Here is a 19,646-nt window from a genome sequence, read left to right on the forward strand (position 1 = left end):
GAGTTCGGTCAGTCGGTGTCTCTCGCTTCGGCCCACTCGACGGTCTCGCGGGTTTCCTGGTCGACCATGTCCTTGATCATGTCGTTGATGAGCGACTCGATCTTGCCGCCGATCAGAGGGATCTTGACGGTCGAGCGGCCGCGCACCGTCAGGATCGACCCGTCACCGTCGGGTCGAAGCGCCAACGTGCCCTCGACCTTCGCAGGCAACGATGACGAGCCGCCCGCGAGGGTGCCGTCGGCTGCATCGCCGTCGAGTGGCCCCCAATGGTCGGTGCGGGTGATCAGCAACTTGCCCTTGATGACCTTCTTGACGAACCCCGGCAGCTCGGACGTGCCGACCTCCTCGGAGATGTCGACGGTGAAGGCGCCGTCCTCGTGGCGGATCATTTCGTATCCGTCGGTCTTCTTGGCCTTCTCGAACCGCGCCAGCCACTGATCTTCACTGGTCAGTGCTTCGTGGACGTCGGCGGGAGGGTACTCGGAGACGATCGTGAACTCGAAGTCGCGAGACATGCCAGCAGACGCTACCTAAAGAGGCGAGCCGGTGGGCGCACAGTAACGTTTATCGGCGTGAGCACCCCGAAAGTCACGCATCGAGCGCGGATCTCCGTCCTGATCGTCGCTACCGGGATTTCCGTTCTGGCGTTCCTGTTGGTGGTCGCGGCGTGGCAGAACGATCGCACCATCACCTCGGACGAGGGACGCGCGACGGCGGAAGTGCTGTCGGCGGGAAAGTTGCGTTCCGCAGTCAGCTTCGTGACCCCGGACGGTGTCACCCACAATCCTCAACTGGGTGTGCTGTACCCAACCAATCTCATTGCAGGACAACGCATCGACGTGGAGTACGCGCGCGAAGATCCCGATCTCGTCCGCGTGGCCGGGCGTGACGCAAGCGTCGCGCTCGTTCCCGCCGGCTCGGTCATCGGCGGGACCTGGATCGTTGCGGGTGGAGTGTTGTTCCTTCTCCGGCGGCGGGAGACGTCGGCTTCCTGATCGGCCGAGCGGGACGCATTGCCCGATACTCCGCGCATCGACGGGAGTGCAGCAATCGAAGGAAGTATCGGGCAATTCATCGCACCATGGGCGATCGTGGGTCAGGCGGTGGACGACGGCTCTCGCGGATCCATCGTCGTCTCGCGCCGGGACTCTTGCGTGACGCCGCGCAGCATTAGCGCGAACTTCGCCCGCTCGTAACGTCGGCGCTGCCGGATGGTCCGAGTCCGACTTCACACTGAGGATCGTGCGAGTAGCCATCGTTGCGGAATCGTTCCTACCCAACATGAACGGCGTCACGAATTCGGTGCTTCGAGTTCTCGAACATCTCCAGCGCACCGGCCACGACGCCATGGTCGTCGCCCCGGACAATCCAGCGGGCAAGCCGCGAGCCTCGATCGAGCACGATCGCGTACCGGTCCATCGCGTCCCGGCCGTCATGGTCCCCAGGATCAGCTCGCTTCCTGTCGGCGTGCCCGGCCCGGGCCTGACGGCGACGATCCGTGAATTCGCTCCGGACGTCGTTCACCTCGCGTCTCCATTCCTGCTCGGTGCGGGCGGACTCGCAGCGGCCGGCCGCCTCGGTGTGCCCGCGGTGGCGGTCTACCAGACCGACGTCGCAGGGTTCGCCGAAAGCTACGGCCTCGGTCTGACATCCCGTGCGGCGTGGCGGTGGACACGTCGAGTTCACCGCGGAGCGGCACGGACGTTGGCCCCGTCGAGCTCGGCCGTCGAGGCACTCGAACTGCACGGTGTTCCGCGGGTCCACCGTTGGGCCCGAGGTGTCGACGCCGTCCGTTTCGCGCCGTCGTCGCGCCGGGAGGCGCTGCGTACGCAGTGGTCGCCCGACGGCAGGCTGATCGTCGGGTTCGTCGGGCGGCTCGCGCCGGAGAAGCACGTCGAACGACTCGCCGCGCTGCCCGACGACGTGCAGGTGGTGATCGTCGGCGACGGTCCGGACAGGGGCGCTCTCGAGAAGCTGATGCCGACGGCGATCTTCACCGGCCAGCTCGGCGGCGACGAGTTGGCGCAGGCGTACGCAAGCTTCGACGTCTTCGTTCACCCCGGCGAGCACGAGACGTTCTGCCAAGCCGTCCAGGAAGCACTCGCCAGCGGGGTCCCGGTGATCGGTCCCGACGCCGGAGGCCCACGCGACCTGGTGGCGCACTGCCGCAACGGCTACCTGTTGCCCGTCGACAGATTCTGCGAGTTGCTGCCGAGCGCCGTGGCGGCATTGGCCTCGCCTGTCATGCGTGCCCGGTTCGGTGAGGCCGCGCGCACGTCGGTGCTGCACCGCACCTGGCCCGCGATCTGCGACGAGTTGCTCGGCCACTACGGCGACGTCCTCGGGTGGCAGCGCGAGCGGTCGCTGAGAACGGCCTGATCCCGGCGGCGGCTAAACTCGATCGTGTGCCTACAAGTTCACGTGCCACCCTCGAGAAGGAACCGCACGAGGTCGCCTCGATGTTCGACGGCGTCGCCCGTCGGTACGACATCACCAACACCGTTCTGTCGTTCGGTCAGGATCGCAGTTGGCGGAAGCTGACCCGCGCTGCGTTGAACCTGAAGCCGGGGGAGAAGGTCCTGGACCTCGCGGCTGGAACCGGGGTCTCCACGGTCGAACTGGCGCGTAGCGGCGCGTGGTGCGTCGCAACCGATTTCTCGAAGGGGATGCTGCAGGCCGGCGCTGCCCGGCCGGTGCCGATGGTGGCCGGCGACGCCATGCACCTGCCGTACGCCGATGCCAGTTTCGACGCCGCGACCATCTCCTTCGGGCTGCGGAACGTCTCCGACTTTCAGGCGGGTCTGAAGGAAATCGCGCGTGTCACCAAGCCCGGCGGTCGCCTCGTGATCTGTGAATTCTCGACGCCGACGTTCACCCCGTTCCGCACGGTGTACATGGAATATCTGATGAAGATGCTCCCTGCCGTGGCGCGGGCCGTCTCGTCGAATCCGGACGCCTACGTATACCTGGCGGAATCGATCCGCGCCTGGCCGACGCAGGAGCAGTTGGCCACCACCATCGCCGAGTCGGGCTGGTCCGGAGTGCAGTGGCGCAATCTCACCGGCGGAATCGTCGCGCTGCACCGCGCCGTGCGCTGATCGTCAGGTGAAGGGCGGCCGGCTGTCGACCTTCAGTGACGCGGTGCCCGACGCTCTCCATGCCCTGGCGACGAGGTCCGAATCTGCCTCCGTCACCAGGTTTCCCATGACGCGCACCGCGACGGTCATCAACGCACGCGAGCGCATACCGATCGGTCCCGTCGCGGGCAGGAAGCGAGGGACGGTCAGGAGCCCGGCGAGGCGTCGGGCGATGGAGAAGGCCTGTCCGTAGTGCTCACGCAGCAGCGTCGGCCATGCCAGTGTGAGGTCGTTCTCGCTCAGCATGTCGGCGACGAACCGGCCGCCTTCGAGGCTGTAGTCGATTCCTTCGCCGTTGAGCGGGTTCACGCACGCGGCGGCGTCGCCGATGATCGCCCAGTTGACTCCGGCCACGTTCGAGACCGCGCCGCCCATGGGAAGCAGAGCCGACGCCACTGCGCGAAGGTCACCCGTCAACGACCAGTCCTGTCGACGCTGCGAGGTGTACAGATCCAGCAGTGGCCGCAACGCTCCGGGGCCGGGGCGCTTGGCTGTCGCCAATGTACCGACGCCGATGTTCACCTGACCGGTGCCGAGCGGGAAGATCCAGCCGTAGCCGGGCTGTACGGTGCCCGCGGCGTCACGCAGTTCCAGGTGGGAACTGATCCACGGATCGTCCGACCTGTCGGAGTCGATGTACGCGCGGGCAGCGACCCCGAACGTGGTGTCGCGATGCCACTGTCGACCGAGTTTCTTACCGAGTGTGGAACGCACACCGTCGGCGACGATCAGCTTCTCGCAGCGGATCTCCTCACCGTTCGCGAACGTCACCGAGGTGACTTTCGCGCCGTCTCCGGTTGCGTCGACGGCCTTCGCGCCCTCGATCATCGTGGCACCGGAATCGACCGCCGCAACACGGATTCGGTCGTCGAGTTCGGTTCGCGGGACTGCGCTCCCGACCGTCGGCAAGGACCCGCCCGGCCATTCCAGCTGAAGTTCCTGACCGAAACCGGACAGCCGCAGGCCGCGATTCTCCGCTCGTCCGCGAACCCAGTCGCCGAGTCCCAGACGATTCAGCTCGGCGATCGCGCGCGGTGTAAGTCCGTCGCCGCACGTCTTGTCACGCGGAAAGGTCGCCGCGTCCGCGAGGACGACATCCCGGCCTGCTCTTGCGGCCCACGCCGCGGCGGACGACCCGGCAGGGCCCGCGCCGATGACGAGGACGTCGGTGCTTCGCACAGCGCTCACCCGTCCAGTAAAGCAGTGGCGCCGACGGGCCTGCTCCCGCGGGGTTTCGGCCCCCTCTCGCGTGGTGTGTGGCACCTTCCGGCGCTCGCCCGCGCCAGGTTCACTACGGTAGAGACGAAACGACGCCCCCGACGAGGACAGGACGAACAATCGTGAGCACTTTCGACGCGGCCGGATCGACGGTCGTTGCCGGGGTCGACCTCGTCGATCCGCAGCTTGCAGACACCGTCGCCGCGGGGCTGGAACGCGTCGAGAAGCTGATGATCGCCGAATTGTCCGACGGCGAGGATTTTCTCACCGAGGCCGCGCTGCACTTGGCGAAAGCGGGCGGTAAGCGATTCCGTCCGCTGTTCACCGTGCTGACGGCTCAGCTCGGACCCAACCCGACGGACGAGTCGATCGTCACCGCAGCGACCGTCGTCGAACTGGTGCACCTGGCGACGCTGTACCACGACGACGTGATGGACGAGGCGACGATGCGGCGCGGCGCCGAGTCGGCGAACTCGCGCTGGGGCAACAGCATCGCCATTCTCGCCGGCGACTACCTGTTCGCCCATGCGTCGCGGTTGGTGTCGACGCTCGGTCCCGAGGCCGTCCGCATCATCGCCGAGACGTTCGCGGAGTTGGTCACCGGCCAGATGCGCGAGACCATCGGCGTCAAGAAGGACGAGGATCCCGTCGCACACTATCTCCGCGTCGTCTGGGAGAAGACCGGTTCGTTGATCGCGGCGTGTGGCCGCTTCGGCGGTACGTTCTCCGGCGGAGACGCTGATCACGTCGCGTCGCTGGAACGTCTCGGCGACGCTGTCGGTACGGCGTTTCAGATCTCCGACGACATCATCGACATCTCGTCGGCGACGGAGCAATCGGGCAAGACTCCGGGCACCGACCTTCGCGAAGGTGTGCACACACTGCCTGTTCTGTTCGCGCTCCGCGAGGACGGCGCCGACGGCGATCGATTGCGGGTACTGCTCGACGGCCCCGTGACCGACGACGCGTCGGTCACCGAGGCGCTCGAACTGTTGGGGCGCTCACCGGGAATGGTTCGGGCCAAGGAGACACTCGGAGAGTTCGCCGCGAAAGCACACGCCGAGCTCGAGAAGCTCCCGCAGGGTGCAGCCAACGATGCACTGGGTCGACTGGTGGACTACACCGTCGAGCGGGTCGGCTAGATCCCGCTCGTCTCCGGCGCGCTACCCACGGGGAACTTCGTGGGGTGCGCTGATCGTTCTTCCCGTGGGCAACGAGAGAACTTCGGGAAGAGGCGCTGCAATGGGTTTCGCGAACAACGCAAAGACGTTCGGCCTGTTGGTCGGTATGTCCGCGCTCATCGTCTTCGTGGGGGCGTTGTTCAACAGTCCGACGATCTTGTTCGTGTCGATCGCGCTCGCCGTCGGGATGAACGGCTACGCCTATTTCAACAGCGCGAAGCTCGCACTGCGAGCGATGCACGCCCAGCCGGTCACCGAGGTGGAACAGCCGGCGATGTTCCGCATCGTGCGCGAGTTGGCGACGACGGCGCACCAGCCGATGCCCGCGCTGTACATCAGCCCGACGAACAACCCGAATGCGTTCGCCACCGGCCGCAATCCGCGCAACGCTGCGGTGTGCTGCACCACCGGCATTCTTCAGATCCTGGACGAGCGTGAGTTGCGGGCCGTTCTCGGCCACGAACTGTCGCACGTCTACAACCGCGACATTCTGATCTCGTCGGTGGCGGGCGCGATGGCCGCGGTGATCTCCGGGCTCGCGAACTTCGCGATGTTCGCATCCATGTTCGGCGGCCGCGGCAACGGCGGCGCCAATCCCTTTGCGCTGCTGCTCGTCTCACTGCTGGGGCCCATCGCGGCCACCGTCGTCAAGCTGGCGGTGTCGCGTTCTCGCGAGTACCAGGCGGACCGGTCGGGAGCCGAGCTGACGGGCGATCCGCTTGCTCTGGCGTCGGCGCTGCGCAAACTGGAGCGAGGCGTTCAGGCGGCACCGCTGCCGCCTGAACCGCGCCTCGCTGCCGAGTCCCACCTGATGATCGCCAGCCCGTTCCGGGCCGGAGACAAGGTCGGCAAACTGTTCTCCACGCACCCGCCGATGGCGGACCGTATCGATCGCCTCGAACGAATGGCCAGGGGAGAGTAGAACTAGCGGTAGTTGACGAACTGAAGCGCGAGGCCGAAGTCCTCGGACTTGAGCAGCTGCTGCACAGCCTGCAGGTCGTCCCGCTTCTTGCTGCTGATGCGTAACTCGTCGCCCTGGATCTGCGCCTTGACGCCCTTGGGGCCGTCGTCGCGGATCTTCTTGGTCAGCTTCTTCGCGTTCTCGCTCGAGATGCCCTGAACGAGCTTCCCGGTCACCTTGTAGACCTTGCCCGACGCCGCCGGCTCGTTGGTCTCGAACGCTTTCAGCGACACATCGCGGCGAATCAGTTTTTCCTTGAAGACGTCGAGGGCGGCTTTCACCTTCTCTTCGCTCTCGGAGGTGATCACGATCACCTCGTTGTCGCCGCTGCCCGACCACTCGATCACGGTGCCGGAACCGCGGAAGTCGAACCGCGTCGCGAGCTCCTTCGCAGCCTGTCCCAGAGCGTTGTCGACCTCTTGACGGTCGACCTTGCTCACTACGTCGAAGGAAGAATCAGCCACGTGCAACTCCTGTACTCGAATCGGTTTCGATCGGCTTCTGTGAGCCGATCCGTGAGGCTCGTCCTGACGACGTTAGCTCGTTCGCACCCGCGCTATCCACCCGGTTTGCGTTTCCGGGGGACGTTCGTTGTATTCTTCTCTCCGCGTCGAAGAGAGCGAAAGTTCTCGTCGAGCACCCGGCAGATTGCCCGAGCGGCCAATGGGAGCGGACTGTAAATCCGTCGGCTTATGCCTACGTAGGTTCGAATCCTACATCTGCCACACAGATGCCCCGGCGAGAGAAATTCTCGCTGGGGTTTCTACTGTAAGAGGATCCGCAGAAGGCGCGGCGAGCACGCAATTTGGTACTCGACGCTCGGACTGTGTAACCTCTTGAAGGCTTCGACGCACGGCTTGCCGCGCAGAGAAGCGAACGCCCCCTTAGCTCAGTCGGTAGAGCGTTTCCATGGTAAGGAAAAGGTCAACGGTTCGATTCCGTTAGGGGGCTCGCTGGATTGGATGGTTCGCGTCCACACCCTTGTTAGTGAGATGGTGTAGGGGTGAGCACCTGAGGCGGTGTAGCTCAGTTGGTAGAGCAAACGACTCATAATCGTTGCGTCGCCGGTTCAAGTCCGGTCACCGCTACACAAGAAGAATGCACAGTCCTGATTAACCGGATCAGATTTACCCGAAAGTAGGCATCCAGTGGCCTCCTCCACCGATGTGCGGCCCAAGATCACCTTGGCCTGCGAGGTTTGCAAGCACCGTAACTACATCACGAAGAAGAACCGCCGCAACGATCCCGACCGCCTCGAGCTGAAGAAGTTCTGCTCGAACTGCGGCACGCATCGCGCGCACCGCGAGTCTCGCTAGTCGCGAGCCTCATCGGCTGCTGGTTCTCGTTCGGAGTCGACGCCACGCGTTAGGCTTACTTTTCGTGCCCTAACCGCATCTGCGTCCTGGGTAGAAAAGGTTCTTTCAGCGTGACCGAGTCAGTGCAGGACCCAGAGCTGGTGCAAGATCCAGCTCTGCATGCGGCGGCGATGGTGGGCCACCACTACAAGGTGGACCACGCCTACGAGGTCGGTCGTGAGAAGGTGCGTGAGTACGCCCGTGCCGTCCAGGACTGGCACCCCGCCCACCACGACGAGGATGCAGCCAAAGGCCTCGGATACGACGGCCTGCTTGCCCCGCTGACGTTCATCTCGTTGGTCGGCATCATCGCGCAGTCGCGGATGTTCAAGGAATTCATCACCGGGTACGACCCGAGTCAGATTCTGCAGACCGATCAGAGGCTGCAATTCCACAAGGCCATTCAGGTCGGTGACGAGTTGTCCTGCGAGGTCTACCTCGAATCGTTCCGCCAGATGAGCGGCAGTGACATCATCACCACCAAGAACATCGTGACCGATCAGAACGGCGAGCTGGTACAGACGACCTGGACGACGCTGGTCGCCCGAACCGGCGGCGAAGTCGACGAGAACATCGCCCACGCAGTCAAGGAAGTGATCATGCATGGCGCTTCGTAGTTTTGCGGATGTGGCGGTCGGCGACGAGCTGCCCGAGCGCGTGGTCAAGCTGACCCGCGGAGATCTGGTCAACTACGCCGGCGTGTCCGGTGATCCCAATCCGATCCACTGGAGCGACGAGGTCGTCAAGCTCGCGGGATTGGACAACGTCATCGCCCACGGCATGTTGACGATGGGTCTCGGCGCTGGGTTCGTGACGTCGTGGCTCGGCGACCCGGGTGCGGTCACCGAGTACAACGTCCGCTTCACCAGCTCCGTGTACGTGCCCGCGGATTCGGCCGCGTCGGTCGAGTACACCGGCAAGGTGAAGTCGGTCGACCCCGAATCCAAGTCCGCGGTCATCGCGATCACAGCGAAGTCCGAGGGCAAGAAGATCTTCGGTAGGGCGACGGCAACCGTCCGTCTGGCCTGACCTGCCTGATTTCAAACTTCCATAGCCTGTGCAGTACACTGAGATTTCTGGGGTTGTTCAGCGCTGCGCGCTGCCAAGACTCTCTTTCGAGGGTGTGAGGTAGCGCGTACGTCGTGTGTGACTCCAGAACGGTCCGACTCCAATCGGGTTGGACCGAAGGGGCGTAGCTCAATTGGTAGAGCAACGGTCTCCAAAACCGTAGGTTGCAGGTTCAAGTCCTGTCGCCCCTGCCCATGTGGCTCCCTCACCGCATTTCCGGTGAGGAGAGCGACGGTGTCAGCTACTGAGAGGAACGACGGGTGAGCGAGGAGCGCGGCAAGCGCGAAGACGAGTCCGGGGATTCGTCAACGCCCGATTCGTCGACGCCGGATGCCTCTGTATCCCAGAACGACACTTCCTCCGCCGCTGTCGCCAAGCCTTCCGGCAAGCGCACTGCGCGACGTTCACGGACCGCAGGCGCTGCGTCCGAGCCCGTGTCGATCTCCAAGTCGTCGGACGGCAAGTCCACCGCGCCGGCAGGCAAGGCATCCGTTGCCACCCGCACGCCGAAGTCCCGCGAGGCGAAGCGCCCGAACATCTTCAAGCGTCTGATCCAGTTCCTGCGCGAGGTCGTCGCAGAGCTGCGCAAGGTCATCTGGCCGAACCGCAAGCAAATGGTCACCTACACCAGCGTCGTGCTCGTGTTCGTGGCGTTCATGGTCGCGTACATCAGCGGTCTGGACCTGGCATTCACGCAAGGCGTCGAGTGGCTGTTCGGTTGACACCGATCCGCTGGCCGAGTCCGATGAGTAGTACGACATGCATGAAACGACAGAAAGGGTGCCTGCTGTGAGCACGCCGCACAACGACGCCACCGAAGTGGCCGCATTCGACGCCGATGTCGAGGCGACCAAACAGGGCCTCGAAGCGGAGCAGGCCGCTCTGGACCGCGAGACCGACGAGGCCATCGCTGCCGACGTCGCCGCTGCCGCCGGTGACGACGCGGTAGCCGACGAGACGGCAGAGGCCGAGCCCGCCGAGGTCGAGGATCCGGTCGCCGAGTTCAAGGCAGCTCTCCGACGCGCACCCGGTGACTGGTACGTCATCCACTCGTACGCAGGCTACGAGAACAAGGTCAAGACCAACCTCGAGACTCGTGTGCAGAACCTCGACGTCGGCGACTACATCTTCCAGGTCGAGGTCCCGATCGAAGAGGTCACCGAGATCAAGAACGGCCAGCGCAAGCAGGTCAACCGCAAGGTTCTGCCCGGCTACATCCTGGTCCGGATGGAACTCAACGACGAGTCGTGGGGCGCGGTGCGCAACACCCCCGGTGTCACCGGATTCGTCGGCGCCACGTCGCGTCCGTCGCCGCTGACCATCAACGAGGTCGTCAAGTTCCTCATGCCGCAGGACGGGCAGAAGAAGGACGCGAAGGCCACGGCTGCTGCAGCCGAGGGCGCTACCACCGAGACCACGTCGAAGCCGGCCATCGAGGTCGACTTCGAGGTCGGCGAGTCCGTCACCGTCATGGACGGCCCGTTCGCGACACTCCCGGCCAGCATCAGCGAAGTCAACGCCGAGCAGCAGAAGCTCAAGGTGCTGGTATCCATCTTCGGCCGTGAGACTCCGGTCGAACTGGGCTTCACGCAGGTCGCCAAGATCTAGTCGGCGCCGCGTGGGCGAGCCCACACAGAACTTGCAGTAGTTACCGCAAGAAACCCGAGCGAATACAAGGAAAAAGAAATGCCCCCGAAGAAGAAGAAGCTAGCCGGGATCATCAAGCTTCAGATCCAGGCAGGACAGGCCAACCCTGCTCCTCCCGTCGGCCCCGCACTGGGTCAGCACGGCGTCAACATCATGGAGTTCTGCAAGGCGTACAACGCAGCGACCGAGTCGCAGCGCGGAAACGTCGTGCCGGTCGAGATCTCGGTCTACGAAGACCGTACGTTCGACTTCAAGCTCAAGACTCCTCCCGCCGCCAAGCTGCTGCTCAAGGCTGCAGGCGTCGCCAAGGGTTCGGGCGAGCCGCACAAGACCAAGGTCGCCAAGGTGACCATGGACCAGGTGCGCGAAATCGCCAAGACCAAGGCAGAAGACCTCAACGCCAACGACATCGACCAGGCCGCGAAGATCATCGCCGGTACTGCTCGTTCGATGGGCATCACGGTCGAAGGCTGACCTAGGCCTCGTCACACACGAAGCGTCACGTGGGAGGGCCTGCCAGGCCTGTCAACCACACTGAACTCATGATTGGACAGTAAGAAATGGCAAAGCGCAGCAAGGCCTACCTCGAGCAGGCCGCAAAGGTGAATGCAGACAACCTGTACTCGCCGCTTCAGGCAGCACAGTTGGCCAAGGACACCGCGTCGAGCAAGTTCGACGCCACCGTCGAGGTCGCCGTTCGTCTCGGCGTCGACCCTCGTAAGGCCGACCAGATGGTGCGCGGCACCGTCAACCTTCCCCACGGCACCGGCAAGACCGCTCGGGTCATCGTTTTCGCCGCTGGTGAGAAGGCTGCAGAAGCAGAGGCAGCAGGAGCCGACGTCGTCGGCGCAGAGGATCTGATCGAGCGCATCCAGGGCGGTTTCCTGGACTTCGACGCCGCGATCGCCACCCCGGACCAGATGGCCAAGGTCGGCCGCATCGCCCGCGTCCTCGGACCGCGTGGCCTCATGCCGAACCCGAAGACGGGCACCGTCACCAACGACGTCACCAAGGCCGTCAACGACATCAAGGGCGGAAAGATCAACTTCCGCGTCGACAAGCAGGCCAACCTGCACTTCGTCATCGGCAAGGCATCGTTCGACAACGCCAAGCTGGTAGAGAACTACGGTGCGGCACTCGACGAGATCCTCCGTGCGAAGCCGTCCTCCGCCAAGGGCCGCTACGTCAAGAAGATCACCGTCTCGACGACGACCGGACCGGGAATCCCCGTGGACCCGAACCGCACGCGTAACCTCCTCGAGGACGACGCAGAAGCGTAAGCAGTAGTACCGAAAGAGGGCCGACCCCACCGGGGGGCGGCCCTCTTTCGTATTTCGTGCGTCTCGCGGAACCGATCAGGCTCGCGCGAAGTTGGACGACAGTTCGCCGAGGATTTCGTCCCACAGTGGACGGGGGAGGTCGTGGCCCATTCCGCCGATGAGGTGGAGTGAGGATCCGGGGACTGCTCGGGCGACGGCTTTGCCACCGGAGGGGCGCATGAGGCGGTCGGCGCGGCCGTGGACGACGACGGTGGGTGCGGAGATCTGCGCGGCGATCCGGCGGAGACTGCCTGTCCCGGTCACGGCGGCCATCTGGCGAAGTGCGCCGGCGGGGTTGTAGTTGCGGTCGTACATTTCGCCTGCGGTGACGAGGAGTTCTTCCATGGGCGTGGGATACGCGGGGCTGCCGATGATTCGTCGGGTGTTGGCGGAGTGGGCGACGATCTGTTCGCGGGTGGCGCCCGGGCCAGGGCCTTTCATGAGGGGGAGGAGTGCGCGCGGGTCGGGCGGCGGCAGGAAGGCCTCGTTGGTGCTGGAGAAGATGATCGCGGTGCTCAGTACGCGATTCGGGTACAGCCCGGCGAAGACCTGCGCGATCATTCCGCCCATGGATGCGCCGACGACATGTACCTGTTCGATGTCGAGGTGGTCGAGTAGGCCTTTGGTGTCGAGTGCCATGTCCTTCAGGGTGTACGGGACGGTGCTCGACGCGCCGAGGCCCGTGCGGATCAGCCGGAGCAAGGCGGAGCCTTCGATGCGGAGCCCGTCCATCTTGGTGGACAGTCCGATGTCGCGGTTGTCGAATCGGATGACCCGGAATCCCAGGTCGACGATTCGCTCGCAGAATTCCTTGGGCCACAGCGTCATCTGGGCACTGAGCCCCATGATCATCAGGACTACCGGGTCGTCGGGGTTGCCCATGTCCTCGTAGGCGAGTTCGATGCCGTTCGACGGTGCGAAGCCGGTGCGGGTCTGCATTGGTTCTCCTTCACCAGCCTGGGTCGTCGAGCATGGGCACGACGAGGAAGCTGGGGTTCTCGGGATCGATGACGATGTCCTGGCTGCGGGCTCGGGTTCGAAGCAGGTCGGGGAGGATGGGCATGAATCGAGGCGGGTCGGCGGCGAATACGTCGACTCTCAGGCGGTGTCCGACGGAGATCGCGGCTTCGGTGGTGAGCAAGTCGATGTCGAGGGTCAACGGTTCACCGACGGGTACCGGAAGCATCGAGGCTTCGGTCAATGGGTGGTGCGGGCGGGTGTAGTCACCGTTGGGGGCGAACAAGGACTTCTCGTCGTCGACGGCTCGGCGCGATGCGAGCAGGGCCCCGTTGGTCACGACGGTGGACGTGCCGTCGGGTGCGACGTCGCACACCATGATGGCCCAGAGTGCTTCTCGTGCACGGCATACGACGCGCAGATGCAGATTCATCGGTCCCGAGATCACCGTGTCGACCGAGGCCGGCATCGTCGTGAAACTGACCGCGGCGCCCTCGGCGAATCGATTGTCGTAGGTGAAGCCACCACCGAGGACGGCGGTGACTCCGGCGAGCACCTGCGTCGTGTCCCGTGAGACGACGGCTCGAAGCGAGGGGCGGACGGTGAATGTTCCACTGCTGCCGTCGGATCGGCCGCCGAGTGTGCCGTCGGCTGCTGCGTGCCGCGCCGTTCCCGACGTGGCGGCGGACAGGTACAGCCGTTGCGGTACGGCGTGGGGTGCGGGGAAGCGGCCGTGGGCCGTCCACGATCCGCCCTGGCTGCGGAGCGTGACGGGCCCGAATCGCTCGATACCGTTGTCCTCGTCGCGTAGCCAGCGGTCGAACCATGCTCGTTCCAGCACGTCCAGCCGTGGCGGAAAACCCGGTCGGCCGAAGCCGATTCCGGGGTTGCCGTGGTAGCCGTCTCCGACGAGGAGTTGTTTCCGGCCGCGTTCGAGGGCCAGGCGGTTGTAGATGTCGGGTGCGGATCCACCGAAGATGTCGTGCCAGCATCCGTACACGAACGTGGGGACGTCGATCTCTTCGATGTCCGCGTCGATGTTGTCGTAGTACGGGTCGTCGTAGATCCGGGTGTCGCCACCGGTCAGGAAACCTTTGGCAAGGTCGAACATGTGGGTCGCGGGGGATGCCGCTCGGTCGCGAAGCCACGTCAGGGCGTCGACGCCGCGGAGCGTCGGAAACCATTTGAGCGCGTTCACCGCCGTCAGCCACAACGGGATGAACAGTGACGGTGCACCTCCCGTCGCGAAGATCTCCCGAACGATGTCGACGGAGCCCTCCACGGCGAACACTGCGTGCAGGCCGTCGGGCCGCTTGGATGCTGCTTGCAGTGCGTTGATGGCGGAGTAGGAGATACCGGTCATGCCGACGCGGCCGTTGCACCAGGGCTGGGAGGTGATCCAGTCGATGATCTCGACGGAATCGAGCTGCTCGCGATCCCCGAGGATGTCCCACGTGCCGTTCGACGAGCCGGTACCACGTGCGTCGACGATGACCTGGACGTAGCCGCTTCGAATCAGATGCCGGTTGACCGACAGCAGATCGGCGGCACCGCCGTCCACGATGCGCGTGATCTCGGTGATTCCGTCGAACGCGGTGTTGCTCAGGTCGAATCGACGCGACGCACCGCGAAGGGCACGTCCCAGGACTGGCGCCCCGAGGAGTGCGTCTATGCCGGTGATCAACCGCTTGTTGTACGGGGTGATGTTGAGGACCGCGGGCAGTGCGGTCTCCACGGCCCGACCCGCCGCGTCGGCCGGACGCATGACATCTGCGCGTAGCACCGTCCCGTCGCTCATCGTGACCGGGACGTTCCGTGTGCGTGCGATCCGCGGGTACAACGGTGGAGATTCGACGAGGCTGCGCCAGGCGGCAGCTGCGTCGCCGCCGCTCGGGTCCCGCTCCGGGCTCGATCCGGCGGAGTCCGGTAGGAGCAGTGGGCGTGGCTGCGCTGCCGTCATGTTCTCGATTCAACAGCCCCGAGTACCGTCTTGTCCTGCGTGCGCCGATTGTTGTTCACGATGACAGCGTTGCCGGTGCGTCGTCACAGCAGCGCGTTTTGGACTTTGCGGCGCAGCGCTGTAGTCTGGTCGACGGCTCTGAATCGGATTTCGGTTCGGATCCGCCCAAACAAGTTCTACCCAAGACCGTTGGTCACCGCCTTCTCGGGGGATTTCTTTCACGAGATTGCGGTTGAAGGTCCGAGACACTCGGACGGCCCACGCAGGAGAACGAGGTAAGGGACCTGTTCGACGGTTCGGATCACTCCACGCCGCCATCATGTCTACGCCCCGTGTGCCTCCTGCACCGGGGCGTTCGTCGTTTCTGCAGGACCTCTCGCGATCGACATAACTTCCACGAGAGGAGGCGAAGTATGGCAAAGCCCGAAAAGGTCTCAGCGGTTTCCGAGATCACCGAGCAGTTCAAGGGTTCGACGGCTGCCGTCGTCACGGAATACCGTGGCCTGTCGGTATCCGGATTGACCCAGCTGCGGCGTGCGCTCGGCGACAGTGCCACCTACTCCGTCGCCAAGAACACCCTGGTCAAGCGCGCTGCTGCCGAAGCCGGCATCACCGGGCTGGACGAGTTGTTCGTCGGACCGACCGCCATTGCGTTCATCAAGGGCGAGCCGGTCGACGCTGCGAAGGCCATCAAGGCCTTCGCGAAGGACAACAAGGCCTTGGTCGTCAAGGGCGGCTACATGGACGGCGCGACGCTGTCCGTGGACGAGATCAACAAGATCGCGGACCTCGAGTCCCGCGAAATCTTGCTTGCAAAGCTCGCAGGTGCCATGAAGGGCAACCTGTCGAAGGCTGCAGGACTGTTCAATGCACCTGCTTCGCAGGTTGCACGTCTGGCTCAGGCATTGGCAGACAAGAAGGCCACCGAAGGTTCTGCAGCTCCCGCAGCTGCTGCAGCCGAGGCACCGGCAGAAGCAGAAGCTCCCGCCGAAAGCTGATCCGCACTCACAGCGACAGCTACACAACCAACCTGTGTCGCGGATCAGCGACTCGGTACTAAAGGAAGGACCGCCACCATGGCGAAGCTCAGCACCGAAGAATTGCTCGACCAGTTCAAGGAGCTCACCCTCCTCGAGCTCAGCGAGTTCGTGAAGGCATTCGAGGAGACCTTCGAGGTCACCGCAGCCGCTCCCGTCGCCGTCGCCGCTGCTGGCGCACCGGCTGCCGGTGGCGCTGACGCTGCCGAGGAGCAGGACGAGTTCGACGTCGTCCTCGAGTCGGCCGGCGACAAGAAGATCCAGGTCATCAAGGTCGTTCGTGAGGTCGTCTCCGGCCTCGGCCTGAAGGAAGCCAAGGACCTCGTCGAGAGCGCTCCGAAGGCAATCCTGGAGAAGGTCGCCAAGGATGCAGCCGAGGCTGCCAAGGAGAAGCTGGAAGCAGCCGGCGCGAAGATCTCCGTCAAGTAATTCTGGCGTAGCTCGTACACACGAAGGGCCATCCCCACTCGGGGGTGGCCCTTCGTCGTGTCGTGTTCGGGTCTGTTACCTATGTCTTCGCCTCGGTTCTGTTCGTTCTCACAACGCTGTGCCGTTGGGTTTCATCACAAATCGGGCGAGTCGCACGCGTGTCGTGGTGAGATGAGCCACACTGATGCAAGGACCGCAGCCCGACTCGGGGAAGTTATTACTGGGCAGTAAGCTCCGGTGTCGGTGTGGACACTCGTGTGCGATAGAGTGACCCAACCCACATCCGGGTCGATGTGAACGAACTGTGGAGGTCAGCGTGGGAGTCGAGGTTTCGGTCGAGGGATTGACCAAGTCTTTCGGTGTCCAGAAGATTTGGCAGGACGTCACTTTGACGTTGCCGTCGGGCGAGGTCAGTGCACTGCTGGGACCGTCGGGAACCGGTAAGTCGGTGTTCCTGAAGTCGCTGATCGGTCTCCTTCGCCCCGAGCAGGGCAAGATTTTCATCGACGGGACCGACATTCTGCAGTGCAGTTCGCGGGAGCTGTACGAGATCCGCAAGCTGTTCGGAGTGCTGTTCCAGGACGGTGCTCTCTTCGGGTCGATGAACTTGTACGACAACGTGGCGTTCCCGCTGCGTGAGCACACCAAGAAGTCCGAGTCCGACATCCGCAAGATCGTCATGGAGAAGCTCGAACTGACGGGCCTGATCGGCGCGGAGGACAAGCTGCCCGGCGAGATCTCCGGAGGTATGCGCAAGCGCGCCGGCTTGGCCCGTGCGTTGGTGTTGGACCCGGAGATCATCCTGGTCGACGAGCCGGACTCGGGGTTGGATCCGGTACGTACGACCTACATTTCGCAGACGTTGATCGACATCAACGCCGAGATCGATGCGACCATTCTGATCGTGTCGCACAACATCAACCTGGCTCGGACGGTGCCGGACAACATCGGGATGCTGTTCCGCCGTCAGTTGGTCATGTTCGGTCCGCGTGAGGTGCTGCTGACCTCCGACGAACCTGTGGTCAAGCAGTTCCTGAACGGCACGATGATCGGGCCGATCGGTATGTCGGAGGAGAAGGACGAGGCGCAGATGGCGCACGAGCAAGCTCTTGTCGACGCCGGGCATCATGCTGGTGGTGTCGACGACGTGGAAGGTATCGTGCCGCAGATGAAAGCGACTCCCGGTACGCCGGTTCGGCAGGCAGTCGGTCGCCGTCAGGAGCGGGTGCGTCAGATCATGCACACCCTTCCGCAGAGCGCTCAGGTCGCCATTCAGGAAAGCCTCGACACCACGGACCCCGGCAGCCAGACACCCGCGTACGCGGGGAGCCAGACGTACGAGAACGACGGCCACACCGGTTACGACAACGCCGGCTACGACAACGCCGCGTACGACAACTCCGGCTACGGCAACTCCGGCTACGACCAATCCGGGTACGACAATTCAGGCTATGACACTTCAGGACGTAGCGATCAGGGCCACGGTCCTGCGCAGGGGCGGGGACAATAAGCACCATGGGGGGATCGAAGAAGTCCGCTCTTGCTCCGGCGGGCGCAGCACTCGCGCAAGCCGGAAACATCGTAGAACTACTGGTCGACGTCGTTCGGAACACGTTCAGACGGCCCTTCCAGTTTCGCGAGTTCATCGAACAGGCCTGGTTCATCGCCAGCGTCACGATTCTGCCGACGGCGCTCGTCGCCATTCCGTTCGGCGCGGTCGTCTCGCTGCAGACGGGTTCTCTGATCAAGCAGCTCGGCGCCGAGTCGTTCACCGGCGCGGCGAGCGTCCTGGCGGTGATCCAGCAAGGCAGCCCGATCGTGACGGCGCTGCTGATCGCCGGTGCTGCCGGGTCGGCTGTGACCGCCGACCTCGGTTCGCGAACCATTCGTGAAGAGATCGACGCGATGCGAGTACTCGGAATCGACCCGATTCATCGTCTGGTCGTACCGCGCGTGCTCGCCATGATCCTCGTCGCGCTGCTCTTGAACGGATTGGTGTCCGTCGTCGGAATCGCGGGCGGCTACTTCTTCAACGTCGTGCTGCAGGGCGGTACCCCCGGCGCTTACCTCGCCTCGTTCTCGGCGCTCGCGCAGCTGCCGGATCTGTATGTGGCCGAACTGAAAGCAGCGATCTTCGGGCTGATCGCAGGCATCATCGCCTCCTACAAGGGACTCAATCCCAACCCCGGCCCCAAGGGCGTCGGCGAGGCAGTGAACCAGACGGTGGTCATCACCTTCCTGCTGCTGTTCTTCGCCAACCTCATTCTCACCCTGGTGTACCTCCAGGTCGTGCCGGCGAAGGGAAGCTGACGCGCAATGACCATCGCCAAAGGTCGCGGCGACCGTACTCTCATGCGCGCGAAGCGCATCGCCGGTGCTCCGCTCACCGTGTTGGACAACGCGGGCGAGCAGATGTCGTTCTACGTGCGTGCCATCGGATGGATTCCGCGCACGCTCGTTCACTACAAGAAGGAAGTTCTGCGACTTCTCGCCGAGGTCACCTTCGGCTCGGGAGCCCTCGCGGTCATCGGCGGCACCATCGGCGTCATCGTCATGATGTCCGGTGCCACCGGTGTGGTCGTGGGTCTGCAGGGATACGCCGCACTCGAGCAGCTCGGAAGCTCGGTCCTCACCGGCTTCCTCTCCGCGTACGTCAACACGCGTGAAATCGCGCCTGTCGTCGCAGGTCTCGCCCTGTCCGCGACGGTCGGGGCCGGATTCACGGCACAGCTCGGCGCGATGAGAATCTCCGAGGAGATCGACGCGCTCGAAGTGATGGCGGTGCCCAGCGTTCCGTTCCTCGTCACCACACGCATGATCGCCGGATTCGTCGCCGTCATCCCGCTCTACATCGTGGGACTCCTGGCGTCGTACATCGCATCACGCGGAATCAGCACGATATTCAACGGGCAGTCGGGTGGGTCGTACGACCACTACTTCAATCTGTTCCTACCGCCCGAGGATGTTCTCTATTCGTTCCTCAAGGTGTTGATCTTCGCGTTCGTGCTGATCATGATCCACTGCTACTACGGATTCCATGCATCGGGCGGACCTGCAGGCGTCGGGGTAGCCGTGGGCCGCGCCGTGCGAACGGCCATCGTGACGGTGGCGGTACTGGACTTCTTCCTCAGCCTCGCAATCTGGGGAACCACGACGACAGTGAGGGTTGCAGGATGATCGACTCGCCGTCGCGGCTGAAGCGACTTCTGCTCGGCCTCGCGTTCTTTCTGGTGTTGATCCTCTTCCTCGGATGGTCGGTCACCTCGTACAACAAGACCTTCAAGAAAGTCGTCAGTATCGACCTGGTGACCGATTCGGTGGGTAATGCGTTGCCCAGCAACGCGGATGTGAAGGTTCGCGGTTTGATCGTCGGTGAA

At 64.0% G+C, this 19,646-nt stretch carries 22 protein-coding genes, 4 tRNA genes and 1 pseudogene; 22 read left to right on the forward strand and 5 right to left on the reverse strand.

All coding sequences use genetic code 11. From position 1 onward, the window contains the following. Positions 1 to 8: 8 nt before the first annotated feature. Positions 9 to 515 (reverse strand): DUF2505 domain-containing protein, encoded by a 507-nt coding sequence (locus tag CH289_RS14830; protein ID WP_019666444.1) that lies wholly within the window; start codon positions 513 to 515, stop codon positions 9 to 11. Positions 516 to 572: 57 nt separating this feature from the next. On the opposite strand from CH289_RS14830, the gene CH289_RS14835 reads away from it, so the two are divergent. The 3 genes from CH289_RS14835 to CH289_RS14845 all read left to right on the forward strand — a co-directional run bounded on the left by CH289_RS14835 (position 573) and on the right by CH289_RS14845 (position 3,098). Next, entirely contained in the window at positions 573 to 995 is a 423-nt protein-coding gene (locus tag CH289_RS14835; protein WP_019666443.1) for a DUF3592 domain-containing protein, read from the forward strand. Positions 996 to 1,242: 247 nt separating this feature from the next. Beyond that, positions 1,243 to 2,379, forward strand: a complete 1,137-nt coding sequence (locus CH289_RS14840) for a glycosyltransferase family 4 protein (protein WP_026348029.1) — start codon at positions 1,243 to 1,245, stop codon at positions 2,377 to 2,379. Positions 2,380 to 2,405: 26 nt separating this feature from the next. Beyond that, complete coding sequence (locus tag CH289_RS14845) at positions 2,406 to 3,098, forward strand: demethylmenaquinone methyltransferase (RefSeq protein WP_026348028.1); 693 nt, start codon at positions 2,406 to 2,408, stop codon at positions 3,096 to 3,098. A gap of 3 nt (positions 3,099 to 3,101) precedes the next feature. On the opposite strand, the gene CH289_RS14850 is transcribed toward CH289_RS14845, so the two are convergent. Next, the gene (locus CH289_RS14850; protein WP_141215427.1) at positions 3,102 to 4,400 is read right to left on the reverse strand and encodes a geranylgeranyl reductase family protein; all 1,299 of its coding nucleotides are present in this window, start codon (positions 4,398 to 4,400) and stop codon (positions 3,102 to 3,104) included. 77 nt (positions 4,401 to 4,477) lie between these two features. Between CH289_RS14850 and CH289_RS14855 the strand changes: the two genes are divergently transcribed. Continuing rightward, the gene (locus tag CH289_RS14855; RefSeq protein ID WP_019666439.1) at positions 4,478 to 5,497 is read left to right on the forward strand and encodes a polyprenyl synthetase family protein; all 1,020 of its coding nucleotides are present in this window, start codon (positions 4,478 to 4,480) and stop codon (positions 5,495 to 5,497) included. 100 nt (positions 5,498 to 5,597) lie between these two features. Beyond that, complete coding sequence (gene htpX / locus CH289_RS14860; protein ID WP_019666438.1) at positions 5,598 to 6,458, forward strand: zinc metalloprotease HtpX; 861 nt, start codon at positions 5,598 to 5,600, stop codon at positions 6,456 to 6,458. A gap of 2 nt (positions 6,459 to 6,460) precedes the next feature. Here htpX and CH289_RS14865 read toward each other — a convergent pair whose 3' ends face one another. Beyond that, positions 6,461 to 6,961 carry a YajQ family cyclic di-GMP-binding protein gene (locus CH289_RS14865; RefSeq protein ID WP_019666437.1) on the reverse strand — a complete coding sequence of 167 codons (501 nt, stop codon included), beginning with the start codon at positions 6,959 to 6,961 and terminating at the stop codon, positions 6,461 to 6,463. A 178-nt stretch (positions 6,962 to 7,139) separates the two neighbouring features. Between CH289_RS14865 and CH289_RS14870 the strand changes: the two genes are divergently transcribed. The 11 genes from CH289_RS14870 to rplA all read left to right on the forward strand — a co-directional run bounded on the left by CH289_RS14870 (position 7,140) and on the right by rplA (position 11,847). Beyond that, positions 7,140 to 7,222 (forward strand) — tRNA-Tyr (locus CH289_RS14870). Between the two features lie 153 nt (positions 7,223 to 7,375). Next, positions 7,376 to 7,448, forward strand: a tRNA-Thr gene (locus CH289_RS14875). 64 nt (positions 7,449 to 7,512) lie between these two features. After that, positions 7,513 to 7,585, forward strand: a tRNA-Met gene (locus tag CH289_RS14880). Positions 7,586 to 7,645: 60 nt separating this feature from the next. Further along, positions 7,646 to 7,813, forward strand: a complete 168-nt coding sequence (gene rpmG / locus CH289_RS14885) for a 50S ribosomal protein L33 (RefSeq protein ID WP_019666436.1) — start codon at positions 7,646 to 7,648, stop codon at positions 7,811 to 7,813. A gap of 170 nt (positions 7,814 to 7,983) precedes the next feature. Then, the gene (hadA, locus tag CH289_RS14890) at positions 7,984 to 8,469 is read left to right on the forward strand and encodes a (3R)-hydroxyacyl-ACP dehydratase subunit HadA (RefSeq protein WP_196248810.1); all 486 of its coding nucleotides are present in this window, start codon (positions 7,984 to 7,986) and stop codon (positions 8,467 to 8,469) included. Continuing rightward, the gene (hadB, locus tag CH289_RS14895) at positions 8,456 to 8,881 is read left to right on the forward strand and encodes a (3R)-hydroxyacyl-ACP dehydratase subunit HadB (protein ID WP_026348024.1); all 426 of its coding nucleotides are present in this window, start codon (positions 8,456 to 8,458) and stop codon (positions 8,879 to 8,881) included. The genes hadA and hadB overlap by 14 nt, the downstream gene beginning before the upstream one ends. A gap of 157 nt (positions 8,882 to 9,038) precedes the next feature. After that, a tRNA-Trp gene (locus tag CH289_RS14900) sits at positions 9,039 to 9,111 on the forward strand. A gap of 69 nt (positions 9,112 to 9,180) precedes the next feature. Beyond that, complete coding sequence (gene secE, locus CH289_RS14905) at positions 9,181 to 9,642, forward strand: preprotein translocase subunit SecE (protein WP_019666433.1); 462 nt, start codon at positions 9,181 to 9,183, stop codon at positions 9,640 to 9,642. Between the two features lie 67 nt (positions 9,643 to 9,709). After that, positions 9,710 to 10,528, forward strand: a complete 819-nt coding sequence (gene nusG, locus CH289_RS14910) for a transcription termination/antitermination protein NusG (RefSeq protein ID WP_019666432.1) — start codon at positions 9,710 to 9,712, stop codon at positions 10,526 to 10,528. 78 nt (positions 10,529 to 10,606) lie between these two features. Then, positions 10,607 to 11,041: a 50S ribosomal protein L11 gene (rplK, locus tag CH289_RS14915; RefSeq protein ID WP_019666431.1), complete on the forward strand. Its 435-nt coding sequence runs from the start codon at positions 10,607 to 10,609 to the stop codon at positions 11,039 to 11,041. An 86-nt stretch (positions 11,042 to 11,127) separates the two neighbouring features. Beyond that, positions 11,128 to 11,847, forward strand: coding sequence for a 50S ribosomal protein L1 (rplA, locus tag CH289_RS14920; protein ID WP_019666430.1), 720 nt, complete (start codon positions 11,128 to 11,130; stop codon positions 11,845 to 11,847). A gap of 75 nt (positions 11,848 to 11,922) precedes the next feature. Here rplA and CH289_RS14925 read toward each other — a convergent pair whose 3' ends face one another. Both CH289_RS14925 and CH289_RS14930 read right to left on the reverse strand, forming a co-directional pair. Then, entirely contained in the window at positions 11,923 to 12,825 is a 903-nt protein-coding gene (locus CH289_RS14925) for an alpha/beta fold hydrolase (RefSeq protein ID WP_019666429.1), read from the reverse strand. Between the two features lie 10 nt (positions 12,826 to 12,835). After that, a complete protein-coding gene (locus CH289_RS14930) occupies positions 12,836 to 14,803 on the reverse strand; it encodes a CocE/NonD family hydrolase (protein ID WP_094728098.1) in 1,968 nt (655 codons plus the stop codon). A gap of 413 nt (positions 14,804 to 15,216) precedes the next feature. Here CH289_RS14930 and rplJ point away from each other — a divergent pair, with 413 nt between their 5' ends. The 6 genes and pseudogenes from rplJ to CH289_RS14960 form a co-directional block, all read left to right on the forward strand. Further along, complete coding sequence (rplJ, locus tag CH289_RS14935; RefSeq protein ID WP_019666427.1) at positions 15,217 to 15,801, forward strand: 50S ribosomal protein L10; 585 nt, start codon at positions 15,217 to 15,219, stop codon at positions 15,799 to 15,801. 78 nt (positions 15,802 to 15,879) lie between these two features. Then, complete coding sequence (gene rplL / locus CH289_RS14940) at positions 15,880 to 16,269, forward strand: 50S ribosomal protein L7/L12 (protein ID WP_019666426.1); 390 nt, start codon at positions 15,880 to 15,882, stop codon at positions 16,267 to 16,269. Positions 16,270 to 16,585: 316 nt separating this feature from the next. Further along, the gene (locus CH289_RS14945) at positions 16,586 to 17,779 is read left to right on the forward strand and encodes an ABC transporter ATP-binding protein (RefSeq protein WP_176458781.1); all 1,194 of its coding nucleotides are present in this window, start codon (positions 16,586 to 16,588) and stop codon (positions 17,777 to 17,779) included. 5 nt (positions 17,780 to 17,784) lie between these two features. Beyond that, on the forward strand, positions 17,785 to 18,579 hold the full coding sequence (locus tag CH289_RS14950) for an MlaE family ABC transporter permease (protein WP_019666424.1): 795 nt from the start codon (positions 17,785 to 17,787) through the stop codon (positions 18,577 to 18,579). Between the two features lie 6 nt (positions 18,580 to 18,585). Next, the gene (locus CH289_RS14955; protein ID WP_019666423.1) at positions 18,586 to 19,446 is read left to right on the forward strand and encodes an MlaE family ABC transporter permease; all 861 of its coding nucleotides are present in this window, start codon (positions 18,586 to 18,588) and stop codon (positions 19,444 to 19,446) included. Beyond that, positions 19,443 to 19,646 (forward strand): annotated as a pseudogene (locus CH289_RS14960) (MCE family protein); the annotation flags it as partial. The gene CH289_RS14955 and the pseudogene CH289_RS14960, both read left to right, overlap by 4 nt.

It is taken from the genome of Rhodococcus sp. RS1C4 (genome assembly GCF_002258225.1).
GTDB lineage: Bacteria > Actinomycetota > Actinomycetes > Mycobacteriales > Mycobacteriaceae > Rhodococcoides > Rhodococcoides fascians_E.